Annotated in this window: 8 protein-coding genes; 2 read left to right on the top strand and 6 right to left on the bottom strand. The window is 56.4% G+C overall.

What is annotated here, in order from left to right; translation table 11 throughout:
- Positions 1-100 precede the first annotated feature (100 nt).
- Positions 101-3919, top strand: coding sequence for a fibronectin type III domain-containing protein (locus EV294_RS24455; protein WP_132311645.1), 3819 nt, complete (start codon positions 101-103; stop codon positions 3917-3919).
- 163 nt (positions 3920-4082) lie between these two features.
- On the opposite strand, the gene EV294_RS24450 is transcribed toward EV294_RS24455, so the two are convergent.
- The 3 genes from EV294_RS24450 to EV294_RS24440 all read right to left on the bottom strand — a co-directional run bounded on the left by EV294_RS24450 (position 4083) and on the right by EV294_RS24440 (position 10466).
- Positions 4083-7760, bottom strand: a complete 3678-nt coding sequence (locus tag EV294_RS24450; protein ID WP_132311643.1) for a non-ribosomal peptide synthetase family protein — start codon at positions 7758-7760, stop codon at positions 4083-4085.
- A gap of 72 nt (positions 7761-7832) precedes the next feature.
- Entirely contained in the window at positions 7833-9584 is a 1752-nt protein-coding gene (locus EV294_RS24445) for a methyl-accepting chemotaxis protein (RefSeq protein WP_132311641.1), read from the bottom strand.
- 453 nt (positions 9585-10037) lie between these two features.
- Positions 10038-10466 (bottom strand): MarR family winged helix-turn-helix transcriptional regulator, encoded by a 429-nt coding sequence (locus EV294_RS24440; RefSeq protein WP_132311639.1) that lies wholly within the window; start codon positions 10464-10466, stop codon positions 10038-10040.
- A gap of 158 nt (positions 10467-10624) precedes the next feature.
- Here EV294_RS24440 and EV294_RS24435 point away from each other — a divergent pair, with 158 nt between their 5' ends.
- Positions 10625-11935: an amidohydrolase family protein gene (locus tag EV294_RS24435; protein WP_132311637.1), complete on the top strand. Its 1311-nt coding sequence runs from the start codon at positions 10625-10627 to the stop codon at positions 11933-11935.
- A gap of 143 nt (positions 11936-12078) precedes the next feature.
- Here EV294_RS24435 and EV294_RS24430 read toward each other — a convergent pair whose 3' ends face one another.
- From EV294_RS24430 to EV294_RS24420, 3 genes are read right to left on the bottom strand one after another with little or no spacing between them, the layout of a single operon-like run.
- Positions 12079-14838: an alpha-mannosidase gene (locus tag EV294_RS24430; protein WP_132311635.1), complete on the bottom strand. Its 2760-nt coding sequence runs from the start codon at positions 14836-14838 to the stop codon at positions 12079-12081.
- Positions 14825-17977 carry a beta-galactosidase gene (locus EV294_RS24425; protein ID WP_132311633.1) on the bottom strand — a complete coding sequence of 1051 codons (3153 nt, stop codon included), beginning with the start codon at positions 17975-17977 and terminating at the stop codon, positions 14825-14827. The genes EV294_RS24430 and EV294_RS24425 overlap by 14 nt, the downstream gene beginning before the upstream one ends.
- On the bottom strand, positions 17970-19295 hold the full coding sequence (locus EV294_RS24420; RefSeq protein WP_132311631.1) for a glycoside hydrolase family 125 protein: 1326 nt from the start codon (positions 19293-19295) through the stop codon (positions 17970-17972). The genes EV294_RS24425 and EV294_RS24420 overlap by 8 nt, the downstream gene beginning before the upstream one ends.
- Between the last annotated feature and the right edge of the window lie 11 nt (positions 19296-19306).

Raw genomic sequence — 19306 nt, 5'->3', positions numbered from 1 at the left:
ATTTCCTGAATTTTTTGCGCCAAATTCCTTCGCCCATCTAGGAGGTGATTTGTCCGAATTTTCCGACGTCATACAATTCAAAAAAAGAGGAGTGACTATTTTGCTTACAGCCTTCCATCGTTTGGCTCGCCGAATGCTCACCGCATCCCTGGTCCTGCTGCTGCTGTTCCCGACATTCCGCGCCCCCGGCCTCGCGCCGTCCGCACACGCCGCCATCGGCAAAGATCCGTTGTACGGCAAAGTACCCGGTCTCAGCGAATACAGCCGGGTTATGATCTGGTACGGCACGAATACCGCAACCCAGACTCAGCTTGATACATTAAAGACATACGATCTTGTGATCCTCGAGCCTACCATCCGCATCATTAACGTCGCGAAGAACCAATTCTACTTCGAGACGTTTACTCCCAATCAGGTTAACGAAGTAAAACGGGGCGTTGACGGCATTCTCGGTACGGCCGACGATGTCATCGTGCTGGCCTACATGTCGGTTGGCGAGCTGGCTACTTCCAGCGTATTTACCGGCTTCACCGGCGACATGACGATTCAAAACGGCAAGGACGTCGGTCTGCTTCCGGCGGATTACAGCGGACCAAGCGGACCGCTGCATGGTCCAAACCCATGGAATTACAACAGCTCAGGCAATTACATAAACGTTGAAGGCGGCGCAACGCCGGACGGCACTTCTAATTCCGGTTACAACGGTTATACGGGCATTTCGATCGCAAACGACTACTCCTCTACCGGCAACTTGCTCAGCTGGACCAATAACGGTCTGATGCCTTGGTATCTGGATCAGCAAGGGACATGGATAAGCGACACCCGCTACATGTACGGAGGGTATTGGAAATCCGGGGACGGCGTTGCCGACAAGAACAAAACTTACGGCGGCGGGTACATTAACGGCGGTGATCCAACGTGGAAAAAGCTTATTACCTTCATGACCGACAAGCTGGAGCATGATGCCGGATACGACGGCGTCTTCCTGGATACCGTCGATACGCCCGATCCGGTCGGCGGCGCGGGTCCAACGACCTCTTGGGGTCCACGCGGCAACTTCGGTTTTACGGCCAAGGGTATGGTAGAGCTGGTTGAAGCGGTCAAAGCCGTCGACCCGACCAAAATCGTTGCGGCGAACCGGGGCTACTGGTATTTCAACCCGGACGAAGGCACCTCCCAATTCGCCGAGCGCTATCGGCATGCCATTAATATTTTTCTGACCGAATCCTGGTATTACAACCCCTACATCACTTCAGGCTCCAAGTTCTACGACGAGAATTCCGCATTCGCAGACAACTGGAACACCAACCCCGCCTCTCCTACCTACCGCAGCCGCGACAACTTCGGAGGCTTCTGGAAAGACTACATGAACGCCCAAGCGAACCAGTCGGACGGCTTCAACATCATCATCTGCGACTTTACGATCCCTTCCGCAAGCACGAACAAATGGATGAACGAAATCGTGAATAACAGCCACTATATGGGTTACGACGTAAGCGGCGCCACCAACTTCACCAACATGTACCAAGACGCGAAAAACTGGCTGGATGCGAGCGGCCACCCTTCTTCCTCGCTTGCCGGCACGCATCCTACCGATCTGCAGGGCGGCTTCAATATCGACGGGCAGTTCTCGGACTGGGCAAACGAAACGCCAATCTACAGCGATCCGGCGGGAAGCAATGCCAAAGGCATTACGAAGGTGTACGCTAAATTCGCCGGCGACAAGTTCCTGATGAAGATTGACGCCTTATCCGCGTTAAACATGCAAGGGGAAATGCTCTACTTCGATTATGACAAAAAAGGCGCAGCCGGCTGGCAGGGCGTTGCCTGGCCCATTACGCCGGATTCCCGCATCTATTTCGAGAACATGAACAAGGTGTACCTCGCCCCGCATGTTAGCGGGCAGGCAGACGTGTTCAAGTTTCCGACTACAACCGTCGGCAACAACGGATGGCCGGTCATTGCGAAGCAGTCCGGCAATTCGGTTGAGCTGATGTTCGACGCGGACTATATTTTCCCGGATTCGCTTGCCGGGCAGGAGATCTGGATGTGGCTTCGTACAGCCAACTTCGGCGGCTCTTCGGTTAAATTCACCGTTCCGGGCTCACCAGCCGTGCCAAGCACTCCGACGGGGTTATCCGCATCGCCCGGCAACGGTCAAGCAACCTTAAGCTGGAGCCCGAATTCCGAGTCGAATCTGGCGGGCTATAACGTTTATCGGGGCGGAACGAAGGTGAACGGCACCCTTGTGACCAGTCCTTCCTATACCGCAACCGGACTGACAAACGGCACCAGCTACAGCTTCCAGGTTGCGGCCGTAAACGCGAACGGCATTCAGTCGGCATTAAGCAGTGCGGTATCCGTTATCCCGGCAGCCCCTGTTGCGCCGGCAGCCCCTGCCGGACTGACCGCAGCCGCGGGCAACGGGCAGGCCGTTTTAAACTGGATCGCCAATGGAGAAGCCAATCTTTCAGGGTACAACGTCTACCGGAACGGCATGAAAATAAACGGCTCGCTTGTTACAGGAACGGCTTACACCAGTACCGGCCTGAATAACGGCACGGCTTACAGCTTCCAGGTATCCGCGGTGAACAATGCCGGTCAGGAGTCGCCGCTTAGCGCAGCCGTATCCGTCACTCCCAGCGGCGCAACCCCAACGACAATAACGATTGACGGATCGGCATCCGATTGGAACGGTGTTGCCGCCCTAGCGACAGGCACCTCCGATGTGCAGGCGTTAAAGGCGGCCAATACCGCAAGCCAGCTGTACCTGCTCGTGCAGGGCAATAATTTGAATGTCAAAGGCCAGTTGTTCCTCGACACCGACAATAACCGGCTGACCGGTTATAACGCGGCAGGCTGGAATACCTCCGGCGCGGAAAGCGGCGCCGAGTACATGATCGAGAACAATATCGTGTACCGGAACACGGGGGCAGGCTGGTCTTGGACGTCAGCGCGCACACTCAGCACCGCGGAGTTCCAGCGCAACAATAACGTGGTTGAATTGTCGATCCCGCTCAGCACGCTTAACCTCGCAAACGGAAACACGATCCGGGCCGGCTATATCAGCAACGACTCGGCTTTGAACCGACTGCCTGGCAGCAGCGGCGTTCTGCCCGGTTATACGCTTGGCAGCGGAGGAACCGGCGGAGGCGGAACAACGCCGGATACGGCACCGCCTGCCGTTCCCGCGGGCTTAACCGCTTCCGCAGGCAGCGGCCAGGTCACTTTAAGCTGGTCGGCCAACACCGAATCCGACCTGCAGGGCTACAACATTTACAGGGGAACAACGAAGCTAAACACTGCTCCTGTAACAGGAACGACTTATACGGCTGCCGGACTAACTAACGGTACCTCGTATTCATTCCAGATCAGCGCCGTGGATACAAGCGGCAATGAATCCGCCAAATCAACCGCCGTCAGCGCGACTCCGCAGGCAGCGACAACAATTACCATCGACGGCAGCGCAAGCGACTGGGGAGCGGTCCCGGCACTAAACGGCAGCGCAGGCGGCACTATTACCGCAATGAAAGCCAAAAACGACGGCACCAACCTGTATCTGCTTATTCAAGGCAGCGGCCTGAATACCAAAAGCCAGTTCTACCTGAACACGGACAACAACGCGTCATCCGGCTATAATCCCGCGAACTGGGCAACAAGCGGCGTGGATACCCTGCTGGAGAATCAGAACCTGTTTGCTTACAGCGGAACGAACAACGGCTGGACCTGGAGTCTGGCTTCAACGCTCAGCGCCGCCCAGTATGTCCGCAACGATACGGTTATTGAAGTCGCGGTCCCTCTCTCTTCTCTTGGTTTAACCCCAGGCAGTGCCATCCGACTCGGCTTCGTCTCCAACGATTCGACCGCGAACCGGCTTCCGGGCGCAAACGGAACGCTGCTAAGCTATACCTTGTCTTAACACCTGGCTTGAACGACCGCCGCAACCGCATATCGGGCATGGAGGCAACCATCCCGAACAAACAAAATAGGGCAATCCCGTCACGGGATTGCCCTTTAAGCATTTTATCAGGTTAACAAACCCGCTTATTTGGACGAAAACTTCTCAGCTTTGTAACCAACTATCAAGCCGTTACCAGTACTTTCGGGAAGTATCCGATTCTCACGGCATGATCCAGCATAGCCTCCATAAAGCGGCTGTCCGGCGCAGCGCATGTAACGTTAAGCTCCTGCAGGACTTCGTACGTGTATTCGCATCCGTAGCGGTAGCCCGAATCCTTCGCTCCGTCGCCTTCGAGCTGGGCAATCGCCAGCTTGACGCCTTCCGCGTTTTTCGGAACGGACGGGTCAAACAGCCATTTGGCATAAGCGTCCTGCTCCAGCAGCTCCACTGCATAACCGTAATTGCGGATAAGCTCGACCCATTGGGTATACGGGATTGTCTCCGGATTGCAAATGTGGAACATTCGTCCCGAGCGAGAAGGCTGCAGCGCAAGCGTTACGATGGATTTGCCCGCGTAATCAATCGGGGTAAAGTCCACCTCCCATTGCACCTTTGGCGCTTTGCCGAGCAGCAGCATCGCTTTCAGCATGCGGTAGAACGAGTTGCTGTCGATATTCCGCTGGAACAAGCCGCTTTCCGAATGGGAGGACAGATTGCCGGCCCGGTAAATGTTTACGCTCAGTCCTTCCTTGGCAGCGGACATCAGCGCTTTTTCCGCCTCCATTTTGCTGTTCGTATACAAATTCTCTACCTTCAATTCAGGCCACAGCGTCTGCTCGCTTAATACCTTTTCCCATTGCCCGCTTAACGCCAAATCCTCGGGAATCCCCAGCGTGGAAATATGGTGGAAGCGAACCGGCTTCCCGCATGCCTTGGCAAGACCGATTAAGGCGAGCGTGCCCGCGATATTCGTCTTCGCGAATTGCTCTTCTTCGCCAAAATGCCTTACATCGGCTGCGCTGTGAATAATGGCATCCAGCGAACCCAGAAGCTCCTGCCGCGTCTCGGCGGAAATCCCCAGATCCTCCTGCTCCAAGTCGCCTTCTACCGCGATCACCCGCTCCTCGATACGTTCCTTGACCGCTTGTCCGAAGAAGTATTCCATATGCGCCTGAACGCGGACCAGACCGGAATCGATTCCCGGACGGACGAGGCAATAGATCTTCGCATCGCTTTGCTCAAGCAGCTCATGCAGCAGATAAGCGCCAAGATAACCCGTAGCTCCCGTCAGCAAGAAAGCTTTAGGCTCAGCGCCGCTATTTTGCGGCATTGCTGCTTCCGGATCCGGGATCGGAGGCTCCTCGTTAAGCGGCACAATAGGTCCGGCCGCCGGCTTGGCAGAGCCTTTCCCGTCTAGAGCCTGCACCGCCTGCAGCTGCTCGATCCGCGAGGCCAAGGCTTCCACGGTCCGGCAGGTGAAGAAATCATTGATTTTCAGCTCCGGATATTGCGGCTTCAGCAGGACGAGCACATGGATAATCGCCAGCGAATCGCCGCCAATCGAGAAGAAGTCATCGTACCGTCCAACCCGCTCCAGACGCAGCGCCTCCTGCCAGGATGCGGCAATGTCCCTCTCAATGACCGTCGCCGGCGGCGCAAAGCCTTCATCGGCGGCCAAGGTCTCCATATGATTGAAGCGCTGCAGACCTTTGCGGTCGATTTTGCCCGTTGGCGATATCGGCATCGCATCCAGCTGAACGATCCATTTCGGAACAAAATAAGAAGGCAGCTTAGCTCCCAGCATCCGCTTGATAACCGCAGACTGCAGCTCGGCGCCGTCTTGGGTCGTGAAATAACCGACCAGCGTATTTTGGCCGTCCGTATCCTTCTTGCAGATGACCGCAATGTCCTGTACGTTTGGAATTTTGGCGAAGCTGTCCTCGATTTCCCCGATTTCGATGCGGTGACCGCGGATCTTGATCTGGGAGTCGCGGCGCCCTGCATACTCGACCGTTCCGTCAGGCAGCAGCTTCGCGATATCGCCGGACTTGTAGATTTTCCCTTCGCCAAACGGATTGTCGATAAAGGCTTCGGCCGTTTTCTCCGGCTGGTTCAAGTACCCTTTCGCGAGTCCCACGGTTGATATATATACCTCGCCGTGCACGTTTACCGGACACAGCTGATTTTCTTCGTTCACAATATAAACCTTGTAATTATGAATCGGCTTGCCGATCGGAATGCTCGTTACCTCATCCGGAATAAGCCCTCTTACCGTAAACGTTGTTGTGCAGACCGTGCATTCGGTTGGACCGTATACGTTAACGATATCGATCGCGTCATGGAACTTGCGCTGGAAGGCCCGGACCTGCTCGCCGTATAACGCCTCGCCCGCAACCGTTATGAGCTTGACGCCCGAAAGCTTGCGGTAGCCTTCCTCCGATAAGTAAGCGGACAGCTGGTTGAAGAACACCGTCGGCAGGATCGTAATGATGGTTGTCCCCGTTCTCTCGATCGCGCTAGCGAATTCCTCGACGGATACCCGCTCCTCCGCAGACAGTAAATACAGATGCGCCCCGTAGAACAGCGCTCCTATCGTATCCCATACCGATGCGTCAAAGCTGTACGTCGCGAACTGCGTAAGCACGTCCTCGGGGCCAATGCCGCAGTCCGTGCGGACCGTCTCGCCCAGGTTGACGACGCCTTCATGCGCGATCAGCGCGCCCTTCGGCCTTCCCGTCGAGCCGGATGTATAGATAATATAGGCAAGATCCTCCGGGGCAGCCCCGTTCTCGATATTGTAGATCCCTTCATAGACCTCGGTCATGCCGGAGTCTAGCGCAATGATCTCCTTGACGGTATCCACGCCTTCGCAGAGCAAGGCCGCCTGTGCTTCGTAGGCGGATTTGGTCAGGAAAAAGGCCGATGCGGTATCCGACAAAATATAGCGGTTGCGTTCCTCCGGATGCTCCGGGTCAACCGGAACGTACACGCCGCCCGCCTTAAGAATGCCAAGCAGGCTGACGATCAGCTCCAGGCTCCGCTCCATAAAGATGGTGACGAAATCTCCTTTGCCGAGACCGCGATTCAACAGCATTCTTGCCGTGCTGTTCGCTCTCTCGTTCAACTCCCGGTAAGTCAGCTGTCCGTAAATGGAAGAGACTGCGATTCGATCCGGATAAGCTGCAGCCGCTTGCTCGAACATGCCGTGAATCGTCTTTGTTCGATCGTAAGGGTAAGACGTATCGTTCATGCGATCATAAACTGCCCGGTCCGTATCGAGCAGAATATCGACCGCGGCAATCAGGCTGCCCGCATCCGTAAGAGCCGCCTCCAGCAAAATATCAAAGTATTGCATATACCTGCGGATCGTAGACTCCGTGAGCACCGAGCTGTCGTAATCCACGCGCAGCATCCAGCGGCCGCCCTCATGAAGCAGCTGCCAGTTGAGCAGCTCCTGTACCGTGCGGATCGGCCGGCCGCACGAGAACCGGGTATCGAATTGAAGCTCCGGCGAAGCGACAGCCGCGGCTGCTGCCTGATTGTTAATCGTCTCTTTCAAACTAGCGAAAGTCTGCTTCTGTTCGAAGCTTAGAAGAAGGGGTACCGGCGTCCCGCCGCCCGTAATCCACTCCGCCATAATGTCGGTTTCCCCGGACAAACGGTAAAGCATGGCCATAAAGGCTGCTGCCGCGAGTTGCTCTCCGTCATCCTTCAAAGCCTGCAGCTTCTCGTTTAAGCGGTCTTCAAAGGCTGCTTCTACTGTTAAGTAGGAATAAGTGCGGCTGTGACGTGACGAATCGAGCGGGATAAATAGCAGCAAATTCTCTGTTACCTTAGTGTGATGATTAATCTCCGTCATATCTCTATACTCCTTCCGAGCAGTAAAAATGTCCCCGCATCGGATCCGATGCGAGGATGAAACAGGTTAGCCTTAACCTTTAACCTGGAACTGGTTAAGGAGCTTCTGAAGTTTTTCCGACAGAGCGGTAAGCTCCGTTGAAGAGTCCACGATCGCGGACATGCTTTCCTTCTGCTCTTCGACGGAATCGGATATTTTGGCGCTGTTTACGGCCGTAACGCTTACCGCCGACGACAGGCTTTCGGATGTTGCCGTAAGCTCCTCCGTGCCTGCCGACAGCTCCTCTGTCGAACTCGACACCTCTTGAATTTGCATCGTTACGTTTTGCGTAGCCTGCAGAATCTCGTTCAACAGCTGCTCCGTGGTGCTCGTCACTTTGAGGCCGTCAATAACCTCGTAGGTACCTTGCTCCAGCGCCTCTACGGCAATCCGGATAACGTCCTGAATTTCCTTCACGAGCTCGGAGATTTGATTCGCGGACTGGTCGGACTGCTCCGCCAGCTTCCGCACCTCGCCGGCAACGACGGCAAAGCCTTTACCATGCTCGCCTACCCGTGCGGCTTCGATCGCCGCGTTCAGCGCAAGCAGATTCGTCTGGCCGGAGATGTTCATGATAATCGAAACGATATTCTCGATCTCCTGCGAACGGCTGTCCAGCAGCTTAATGGCACTTGTAGACTTGCTGACGACGGTCTGGATTTGCTCCATCTGCGTCATGACCTGCTTTACGGCCGAGTTGCCCTCAATGGATTTTTGCTCCATGTCGTAAGCTTCGTGAGCGACCTTCGAGGAATTCTCCGCGATCGTCTGAATAACGGTTGCAAGCTCGGCCATCGCTCTGGCGGTATCCATGGTCGCCTGCTTCTGCTCCCCGATGCCTCCCGAGATTTCCTGTACGCTTGCCGTGATCAGGTTTGTATTTTTACTGTTCAGCTCCGAGATTTCATGCAGATTCTTGGCAGAATTCGTAACGGCATGCGAGGTGTGCTGAACTTGAAGCATCATATCGTTAATCCGGCTGACCATCTGGTTGAATTTCTGGTTAACCATTCCAAGGTCGTCGCTGCCGGTCTTCAGCTCTACGTTCAGGTTGCCGGTGCTGACCGTATCAATACCGCGAACCAGCTCCTTAATAGGCTTCATCGTACGGCGGGACACAAAGAATTGGATCAGGAAAATAATCAGCATGAAAATAACCATAATGGTAATGCCATTCACAAGAAGCTTGTGCAGTCCCTCGGGAACAGCGCTTGCATCCACGTCGGCAGCGAAGAATCCAAGACTGTTGCCTTGGCTGTCAACGATTGGGTAAAGAACCGACGTCCATGTCCCGAAGCTGTCGGAATAGAAGCTTGTAAAGGTCGGCTTGCCGGTCTTCAGCATCTTGGCAACGGCACTCGCCATGGCGGACGGCTGCTCGTACATGTCCCCGATATTAATGTTCTCGGCAGAGAACGCTTCTACGAGACTTGTAGGCATGGCGACCAGCGAGGTTTTATTGCCGTCCTCGAGCTCCGTGCCAAATATGTACGCTTGCGCGATATTCGGATTGTATTTGTGAATTTCGTCGAATTTAACCTGAAGCTCGGCTTGCGCCGAACCCTGATAACTCTTCTGCTCAATCGCCTGGGCAACGACCGCCGGGTCGATTTCTTTCGCCCACTCCTGCGTTATGGCAATAATCTGACCGCGCAGCTGCTCAATCAGAATGTCTTTTTGGGTCATATAACTGGAGGAGATTAGAATTGTGCCGATTAAAATAATGTTAATAAAGGCTAGCAGCAACATCTTGGTGAAAAAGGACATCCGTCTGATCAACAACATCTGTAAAACGCTCCTATTATCATTTAATTGTCTATTTGGCTGCATTATCAAATCGAAACGCGATTAACCCCCTTCCCTTAAGTAACGATATGGAATAATTTCTGAAAAACATAAATCCAATCTCGTAATGCTGCCAAATTTCGACATAGACTATTTATATAGTATCGTACTAAATAACTATAAGTTGAATAGCAAAATAAAAAAAACTGTGTTAATAATTTATACATTTTGTAATAATTTCGTGAAAAAACTTCGTTTTCTAGTTCTTTTGATCTAACTTACAGGAAATATCAGGATACTTTTTCAACTCCTGTATCCTGAACGAACTTTATTTCCGATACTAAAAAAGCAGCATTTCCATAAAAGGAAATGCTGCTTTAATTCTGTTCTTTATAGCGTTTATGATCTCGGCCAATGATAGCCTACCTTCGAGGTAGCGACTCCAAACGCGCCCTATAAGCGTTCATTAATTTTGGTGAGCAATTCCTTCAAGGCTTGCTTTTCCTCTTCGGTAAGAACCTGAACGATCTCGTCCTCCACCTTTTGGAAGGACTCATTAAAATCTTCAATCAATTCAACGGCCTTTGGCAAAACATATATATTTTTTTGCCTTTCGTTATTGGCCGGGATTTTCCGTTCGATAAATCCTCTTTGCTCAAGGCCTTGAAGCATGCTTGTTATGCTGGCCCCGCGCAGATGAAACCGATCGGCAAGATCCCTCTGAATTAATTCCTTTTCTTGATTCTCGTAGATATAGCCGATTATTTTTCCTTGTTGAGCGTTTAAACCTAACTCTTTTATGCTCTCGTCCGCTTTTTTCTTTAACTTAAGGCCAATAATCTGAAACAAATCCAGATAAGGCGTATCCTTGCGAGGCTTCATAACCGTTCCTCCCTTATTGTTAGAACGCTAACTGTAAGCAAATAAACTATACAGAGAAGCAGCTTTCCTGTCAAACAAATATTAGTTTATTGACAGTTAGTTTCCTAACAGTTATACTCCGAATTGATTCGAACGCAACTCCAAGGAGGAATAATAAAATGAATAATTCAATCCCAAGCTCTTCTGTAGAAAAAGTAACGGCGATTACGAATGCGCGTATTTTCGATGGCGAAAAAGTAATCGAAGCAAGGAGCATCGTCATCGAAGGGGAAACCATAATTGCGGTGGGCGGCGACGTTCCGGCAGATGCAGCAATAATCGATGCCGAGGGCGCAACCTTACTGCCCGGCTTGATTGATGCGCATGTCCACACTTCCGTCGGCGGATTAAGGGATGCATTAAATTTCGGAGTGACGACGGAACTCGAAATGAATGGCGATTTCACGGGGAGAGGACGGGCGATTCAATTAAAAAATGCGGATGACGTCGCCGATGTCCGCTCTGCAGGCACGGCAATCACCGCTCCGGGAGGCCATCCGGATGAATTACTGCCTGATGGGGACGAAATTCCGGAATTCGTATTAAAGGAATTGGCGAAGTTATCGGATGAAGACCGGGAAGCTATGCTAGCCGCTTATGCCCACGATCACGAAGAGGTGCCGCAAGTAACGACGGTGGAAGAAGCGATTAAACATGTGCATACTCAAGTGGATAATGGCGCCGACTATATAAAGATCATGATTGAAGAAGGTACGGTCATGGGTGCCCCCGGCCTGCCCGTATTAAGCGATGAGATTCTTAAAGCAGCCGTAGAAGAAGCCCATAAGTCCGGTAAAATCGTCATCGCCCATGTCTTGACTGCCCATTCATCGCAAACTGCCATCGATCTTGGAGTGGACGGATTGGGCCACCTGTTTATCGACAGGCCCGGGTATACGCCGGAGTTAGTGCAGACCATCGCCGATTCCGGCGCGTTTGTTACACCGTGCCTGGTATTGAACTCATCCATTCTTGGGAACCCGGCATCGGAATTGGCGAATGATCCCCGCGTTCATTCCAAGCTAAGTCCGGAATGGATGGATATATTGAACTCAAGCTTCAATACTTTCCCGCAAGGCAACCTGGAAAATAGCTTTAAAAACGTGATGGATCTTCACAAGGCCGGCGTGGATATTCTGGTCGGGACGGATGTCGCCCCCGTTCCCGTTCCGAATCTTGGCGGCCTTGCCCACGGAGCCAGCGTGCATCATGAGCTGCAATTGCTGGTTAAGGCCGGATTCACTCCGATAGAAGCCCTTCAGTCGGCTACCTCGAAACCTGCCCGTCGGTTCGGCCTTACGGATCGGGGTCGTATTGCGGAAGGCGCGCGTGCGGACCTCGTACTGGTGGATGGCGATCCGACAACCCATATCTCGGATACCTTATCCATTAAAGCCGTATGGTTTAAAGGTGCGCAAAAACGGAGTTAATTATTTCATGCGGCAGGGCTTATGAAAAATAAATCGGGCAGCTGGCCATATGGCCAGCTGCCCTTAACTACTGTTCCGGACCGGACTTGCCGATCCACCCTCTTTCCGCTCCGTTGGTTAAAACCAATTCGCAAAAGCGGCGTTTATTTCGCAGCCGCGATGCCTACCGTATAGATCTCGCACGGCCCGAGCTCCGCCGCGAACGAGCCGTTGCCGCCTTCGCCCGGTGGCTGAAGGCGTTCGCCCGCTTGCTCGAGCACGTCACTCGCGTACGCTGCAGCGGCCGTGCCGACGTTCGGCTGCGCCTGCAGCTTCGCGGCTTCCGGCCGCATGTTGAACCAGCGCAGCATGAGGTCGCCCGTCGCTTCCGCGATCTTGGCGGAGGAGAACGCAATGCCTTCGCCTTCCCATGCCAGGAACGCATGCTCCGGCGAAAGCGTTCCGCCGTGAATGCCGGTTTGCGCGATGGTCCAAGGCGCTTGGAACTGATACGCAGCCGCATAAGCGCCCGTCGCCGCACCGTCGCCGCCATGCGGAAGGATTAAGAGCTCTACCGTTTGCTCGCCGAGGCATTGCGCTTCCGGCGTCGGGAAGACGCCCCAGTCGCCCAGCTCGGAGACGGAGCGAAGCAGCGTGACGGCAATCGTATTGCGGCCGTCGCGCAGCACTTCGTATTCGTTTAAGCCCAGGTTCGCGATCGTGAGACCCAGCGTGCCGTCGCTCACATCGGCAAAGGCTTGCTGATGCTGCGCGTTGCTCGGGTTCTCCCATTCGGCGGCCGGCTCATTGTCACGTACCGCCACTTCGAAGATCGCGTCGGCCCGATGGACGGACGCGGCCAGGTCGGTCGGGAACAAGGCGCGTACGCGATGGTCCTTCGCTTGGTTATTAAACGTCGTACGGATGCCTACGCCGCGCCCGGAACGCTCCAGGCTGACGACGGTGCGGATCTTAAACGGCACGTAGTCCGTGGAACGGCCGGCTTTACGCTCGGGATAATAAACGGCTTCCTGCTTCTCCTGCTCGAACAGCTCGTCCGCGGATGCCGGTATCGACCAATGATGCACGATCTCGAACGCTGCGCGGTACGCGCTGTCTTCGATAACGCGGATTTCGGCCGCAAGACCTTTGGTCGTGAGCGCCGGCTCGCCGTCCGGCTGCTTGAACATGTACTCGTTGCCGATATCTCCGGCATCTTCATAGATGAGCAGATCGCGGTACGTGCGTCCGCTGGCGATATCCGTTACCGCCAAGGTTCCGTCCTCGGCGATCTCGATGCTCAGGTTGTCGTTCGCCAGCGTACGCGGACCGGTTACCAAGGACGACGACGAAGCATCGCCTGCAGCACCGAGCACCCAAGCGTAAGTTTTCAAGCCAAGCGCCGGCACGGCGGTCGCTTCGAACGTCAGCTTCACCCGGCGGGTCCAATACGGCTGGCGGAATTTGTCATCCGGCAGGTCGTAGCCGAACTTCAAGCCCAGATCCTCGAACGTATGCGCGACCGCGTTGCCGTCCGCGTCCACAAGCGTGCGTCCCTCGAGAGAAACCTCCTTCATCATGCGAATCATGTCATTCGGGGCGATGCCTTCTCGGAAATACACGCGCGCAACGTCCAGCTCGACCTCAACGACGCCGCTGCGCGTCCATCCGGTCGTATTAAACGCGACAAGCGGCAGCGCATTCTGGCCGTAGCCCGCGAACACGCTCGTGTCGACGGCGCCGGCGACCGCATGCTTGCTGTCGTCGACGATCGTCTCCGCCACATGGCGGCTCTTATCGAACCGGGTAACCATCTCGCGGTGCACTTCGTCGACGCTGCAGCCGCAAATGCTGTCATGCGGATGATTCTGCATGAGCGTTTTCCAAGCGTACTTCATCAGATGATGCGGGTAGGTTGCCTTGCCAGCCACATGCGCGAACGCGGCGAGCGGCTCGGCGACCTTCTCGAGGATCGTCTGCCCGACCTGGTTCATCTGCTTCAGGTAGACTCGTGCGGACGCCGTATTCACGAGCGTCGACCAGCCGTCCGTCCGCTGGCTGCGCAGCTCGCCGCGCACGACCGACAGCTGCTTATCGGCGAGCGACGACTTCAGCGACGCCAGGTAATCCGGGAAATTCGAATGGACGAAATCCGTATCCGGGTACAGCTTGCGCGCGACGCGGATCGCTTCGGCCAGATCCGTCTGGATCGGCTGATGATCGCAGCCGTTCATGAACAGGAGCTGCCCCGTCGATGCGTATTTGCCGGCATCGGCCAACTTGCGGTCCCAGTATTCCTTGGCTTCCGCTACGTCCACGGGTACCTCGTTGCCGTTGCTGTACCAGTTGGCGAACAGTATGCCGAGCACCTGCGAGCCGTCCGGCCCTTCCCATACGAGCTCCGAGAAGGACGACTCGTATGCGGAGTCCGAGACCATGTTGTTGAAGCCCGTCGGCTTGACGCCGCGGCCGAACACCGCGTTGTCGATGCCCGCCTGCTTCATGAGCTGCGGCGCTTGGCCGATGTTGCCGAAGGTGTCGGGGAAATACCCGACCTTCGCGATCGTGCCGTACTGCGCGGCATCCTGGTGCCCGATCTGCAGATTGCGGACATTCGCTTCGCTGCTCGTCAGGAACGCATCCTGCAGCACGTACCATGGGCCGATATGAATGCGGCCCTCGCGGATCCATTTTTCTAGACGCTCCCGCATTTCCGGGCGTACTTGCAGGTAGTCCTCGATGATGATCGTCTGTCCGTCCAGATAGAAGCTGCGGTATTCCGTGTCGTTCTCCAAAGTGTCCAACAGCGTATCCATTAGCGCGATAAGCCGCACGTGATGTTTCTCGTAAGGCAGATACCATTCGCGGTCCCAATGCGTGTGCGAGATGATATGCGCGGTTTTTCTATGATCAGCGTTCGCCATGGCGATCGTCTCCTTTCGATTTCAAGCCTTCTCCGGCCGGCAGCGCCAGCACTTCCACTTCGTCCGGGCGATAGACCGCCGTCACGCGGCCGGTCCGGTCGGCGGCAAACAATACCGCGCGCTCCCGTTCCAGCACGAACGAATACGTCGTTCCCGTCGCGGCGGACTTCACTTCGATCTCTGCGTCATGCGCGTATTCGGACACGAACACGAAGAGTTCTCCGTCCTTGAAGCGAAGACTCCGGCCGTACACGCCGGCCAGGTCGCCGCCCCTCAGCCATTCCAATTCGCGGCGCGCGCCCGAAATCTCCAGCGCGTGCGCGTAAAGCGCCGCGACCGGCTCGGCGCGTTCGTTCAGCTCCACCGGCAGCGGACACCAGATCAGGCGTCCTTGTCCGTAAGCCGCCTCCATGACCCGGTCCGCTCCCGCAGGGGCGCTGTAACCGGCCTCCTTGAACACCTCGGCGATCCTCCTGTGACCGTAGGATACCGGATACGCCTTGTCCCCGATCGCAAGCCGTTCTTCCCGAACGACATTGGCCGGCTTCCGCTGGCCGAACGTATCCGTCAGCCGGTCCGCTTCCCGCCAGTAGGCGTCGAGCCCAAGCGGGCCCGTGAACAAGAGCGTTGCGGCCGTCCGGTCCACGATGTCAAGCAGCCGCGCGAACGCCTCGTCCTCGAAGTTATGCGCGGACGGCACGATAATCAGTTTGGCCGGCGCCGCCTCAAGCGCGTCCAGATGGTACTCCGACACGCCGCGGAACGGCGTCTTCAGCTCGTAGCCGAGCACGCGCGTCAGGCGCGTCGTCGCGTCGAACGCCAGCTTGCGGTTGGAGAAGTCGTTGGAATACGGGAACACGGCGGCGACGTCTTCCAGCTCGCGGTCCCGGAACAGATCGCGGATCCGTTCCATGAAGCTGCCGAACCGGTAGGAGACGTCCGCCTCCGGCTTCTCGGTCCCGTCGGCCCGCAGCGCGCCGATATGGGATTCGTTCGCGTTGTCCATGTAGAAGTTGGTGTTCCAGATCCACTGCACGGCTCCGGCTCCGCCTGCCGCGAAGGCATACGCGTACTTGCGCTCCAGCATCGCCCGCAGCTCTTCCTCGGACCGCTTCGCGAAGCCGGCCGGCGTTTCCACGTACATGATGCCCGTCTCCTGCACCACGTTCGGCTTGTCAGCCGTCTTCGCGAAGATGCCGTCCCACAGCAGATGGTCGTTCAGCCACCAGGAATGCACGGTCGTGTAGTCGACCGCTTCCCCATAGAAGAACGGCGAAGGCCGCTGCGCGCCAAGCGCCTCGTCCTGACCGACCGTCACGAGCTGCGACGGATTGCTTTCCTTGATCGCGTCGACGAGCTGCTTCGCCCAGCGGTTGTGCATGTCCATGGAGAAGAGCGCGTAATCCAGCCAACGCGTCCCTCTTTTGCCTTGGTGCATGTCCTGCACGTCAAAGTTGATGTCCTCCGGCTCCGGTATGGCGGCGGACGCGAAATCCGGCAGCTCGCCCGGGGTCATGCCCCAGCGCTCCCGCAGCTTCTCGATGGCGCCGTGGCGCCTCGCCAGCCATTCCGCGAACGCCGCTTTCTCGAACCGGTCGCGGCTTGAGCGAGGACCGTCGGAGAAGATCCGCGGCGGATCGAACATCGACGGCTCGTTGATCAGGTCCCAATCGACGTTTGTCGTCTCGCGGTGACGGCTGACGATGGAACGGATAAACCGCTTCTGCGCCTCCACGCTGCGCGGATCGAGATACGGGTTCGCGCCTTCCCACGTCTCCGGCGTAAAGGAGAAGAATGTAAACGTCACCTGCAGGCCGTGCCGCTTCGCGGTCATGAAGAACGCGTCGATCGAGCGCAGCACTTCTTCGGACGCATGCCCGTCCACCTGCATAATATTGCGGTATGCCGTCCAGATGCCGGTGCGGATCCAGTTAATGCCCGCCTTGCGCATCTGCGCCATATCGCGGTCCCACACCGAAACGTTCGGCAGGAACAGGAACTTGCGCGCGACGTCCGAGGTCATGTACGTCATGCCGACAACCGGCATCGGCCGGCCGTCCTTCTCGAAATAATCCCGGCCGCGCGACAGCAGCCCGCCGGTGTTCAGCAAGCCGGCGTCCATGCCCCAGAAGCCTTGGCGAAGCAGACGCGTCTCGCCGTCCGAGGACTTAGCGACGCAATCCACCTGATAATAACCGGCTTGAATGTCGACGGGCAGCGGAATGCGCTTCAGCTCGAGCTCGGGGCCGATTTCCGCCTCGTGGCGGCAGGCGAACACGTCCGATCCTTCCGCGCGGCTGACTTTAATGTCGAACGTCCAGTTCGTCTTGCCCGCCGATCCGCGGCCCAGCTTCTGCGCCTGGAGCGTCAGCAACGGCCGCTCATGCAGCTCGTAGGAAGCATAGCCCGGCTTCAGCCACAGCTCGGTCACGCCGGCCGCGCAGAATGCCGTCCACGCCTGCAGCGCCTCGACTCCGCCGCGCGCGAAGAAATTCGCGCCAAGCGGCTGGTTGACGAAGAGCCAGCGTCCGCCGGCGAAATCGCCTTTCGTGTTCTCCCATAGCACGGCCGGTGCAGCAACCTCCCGCCCTTCGGCGGAGATGCCCTTCAGCACGGGGTAAATATGCGCATCCATCGGACCCGCCGAGCCCATCTGCAGCGGCAGGTCGCTCGATTTGGTTACGTGCGGCACGAGGTTCCACGTATCCGCGGTGTCAAGCAGAGCCTCTCTGCCTTTGAATAAAGGGATTTCCTCGACAGCGGCCAGCTTCAGAACGGGCTCCGCTTTTACCGGCAGCATCTCGTGGATGCGCAGCTGACGGTGATACGCGGTTTGCTCCAGCTGTGCAAGCCACTGGCCCGCTTCCTTGCGTACCGGCACGCGGAAAGGCGCGCCGCCCAAGCTGATCAATCCGCCGCCGCGTTTCAAGAACCCGAGCACCGCTTCCCATGCATCAACCGGGAAATAAGGCGCGTGCAGCGACACGAATACGCCGCCTTCGGCACCTTCCAGCCTTGCCGCCAGCGCATCGGCTCCGTATACCTCGCCGACGCCCCGCAGCTGCTCCAGTTCCGCTCCGTCAATGGCAGAGGCGCCCGGAAAGGCGCCATCATAGAAAATAATCGTCGAATTAAGCATCGAGGAGTCCCGCTTTCATCGCTTTATAGACCAGCTGGGAGAACAAGCTGTTGGACCAGGCGAACCATTTGCGCGTAAACACGGCAGGATCGTCCGAATGGAAGCCTTCATGCATGAAGCCGGTGTCGGCGTCCGTCGCTTCCAAGACTGCGATCATATCGAGAATCTCCTCGTCCGTCTTGGCCGTCAGCCCTTGCATGGACAAGGCCATATGCCAGATATACCCCGGCGGCGTATGCGGGCTGCCGATGCCTTTCGCGGCCGTGCCTTCGTAATAGAAAGGGTTTTCCTTGCTCAGCGCGAAACGGCGCGTGTTCTGATAAATCGGATCGTCTCCGTCCACATAGCCGAGGTACGGAATCGAGATCAAGCCCGGCGTGCCCGCGTCGTCCATCAGGCAGTAGTTGCCGAAGCCGTCGGTCTCGTACGCGTAGATCGGCCCGAACTCCGGATGACGGTAAATACCGTACAGCTGGATGCCGTGATTGATCTCGCGCTCCAGCTTCGCCATTTCCTTCTCGAACGACAGGTCGCGGAAGACGAATTCGGCAATTTCGCGCATCTGGCGCAGCGTGACAACCGCGAACATGTTGTCCGGAATGTTGTAATGGAAATCGCAGGCGTCGTCGCTTGGCCGGAAGCCGGACCAGATCATGCCCGTATAGTTGACCGGCATGCCGATGCCATCGTTCATGAGCGAATCGGTCATGATGCCGTTGTCCCGCTCGAAGCGGTACGGCGAACGTTCGAAATGATGCTGCTCCCGCTTCCACAGGTCGACCGCGGCGCGCATCGCAACCTTGAAGTCCGCGTCAAAGATGTCGGCGCGGCCGGTTTCCTTCCAGTACGCGAACGCGAGGCGCATCGAGAAGCAGATGGAATCAAGCTCGAATTTGCGCTCCCATACCCAAGGGGACATGTCCGTCTTGTCGTCAGTGTTCCAGTGCCAGTCGTTGGCCATCTCGTTGAACGCGTTCGCGTACGGGTCGATAACGATATTGCGCATATGCAGCTTGATCAGGCCGCCGATAATCCTCTGGAGATCGGCGTCGTCCTTGGCGAACGGTACGTAGTGCATAACCTGCTCGACGGAATCGCGCAGCCACATCGCGGGGATATCTCCCGTAATGACAAACGTCGTACCGTCGTCCAGCAGCTTGGTTGTCGTTTCCAGCGTATTCGGGAAACAGTTCTTGAACAGCTGCAGCAGCTTCGGCCGGTGCGCAAGGCGCGTCTCCGCCTCCGCCAGCACCGCTTGCACGGATTGCGGCAGCGGCAGGTGCGGCATATTGATTTTGGGCAGTCTAAATTGTTCCATGATCATTTTCC

The organism is Paenibacillus sp. BK033, assembly GCF_004345425.1.
Lineage (GTDB): Bacteria > Bacillota > Bacilli > Paenibacillales > Paenibacillaceae > Pristimantibacillus.
Note: the sequence above shows the minus strand (reverse complement) of the source record. Positions and strands in the feature narration are given on the sequence as shown.

Excerpts from the sequence above, each read along its gene's own strand:
- EV294_RS24445 (WP_132311641.1), bottom strand. The coding sequence starts at position 9,584 with ATGTTGTTGATCAGACGGATGTCCTTTTTCACCAAGATGTTGCTGCTA.
- EV294_RS24430 (WP_132311635.1), bottom strand. The coding sequence starts at position 14,838 with ATGGCGAACGCTGATCATAGAAAAACCGCGCATATCATCTCGCACACG.
- EV294_RS24435 (WP_132311637.1), top strand. The coding sequence starts at position 10,625 with ATGAATAATTCAATCCCAAGCTCTTCTGTAGAAAAAGTAACGGCGATT.
- EV294_RS24420 (WP_132311631.1), bottom strand. The coding sequence starts at position 19,295 with ATGGAACAATTTAGACTGCCCAAAATCAATATGCCGCACCTGCCGCTG.
- EV294_RS24425 (WP_132311633.1), bottom strand. The coding sequence starts at position 17,977 with ATGCTTAATTCGACGATTATTTTCTATGATGGCGCCTTTCCGGGCGCC.
- EV294_RS24450 (WP_132311643.1), bottom strand. The coding sequence starts at position 7,760 with ATGACGGAGATTAATCATCACACTAAGGTAACAGAGAATTTGCTGCTA.
- EV294_RS24440 (WP_132311639.1), bottom strand. The coding sequence starts at position 10,466 with ATGAAGCCTCGCAAGGATACGCCTTATCTGGATTTGTTTCAGATTATT.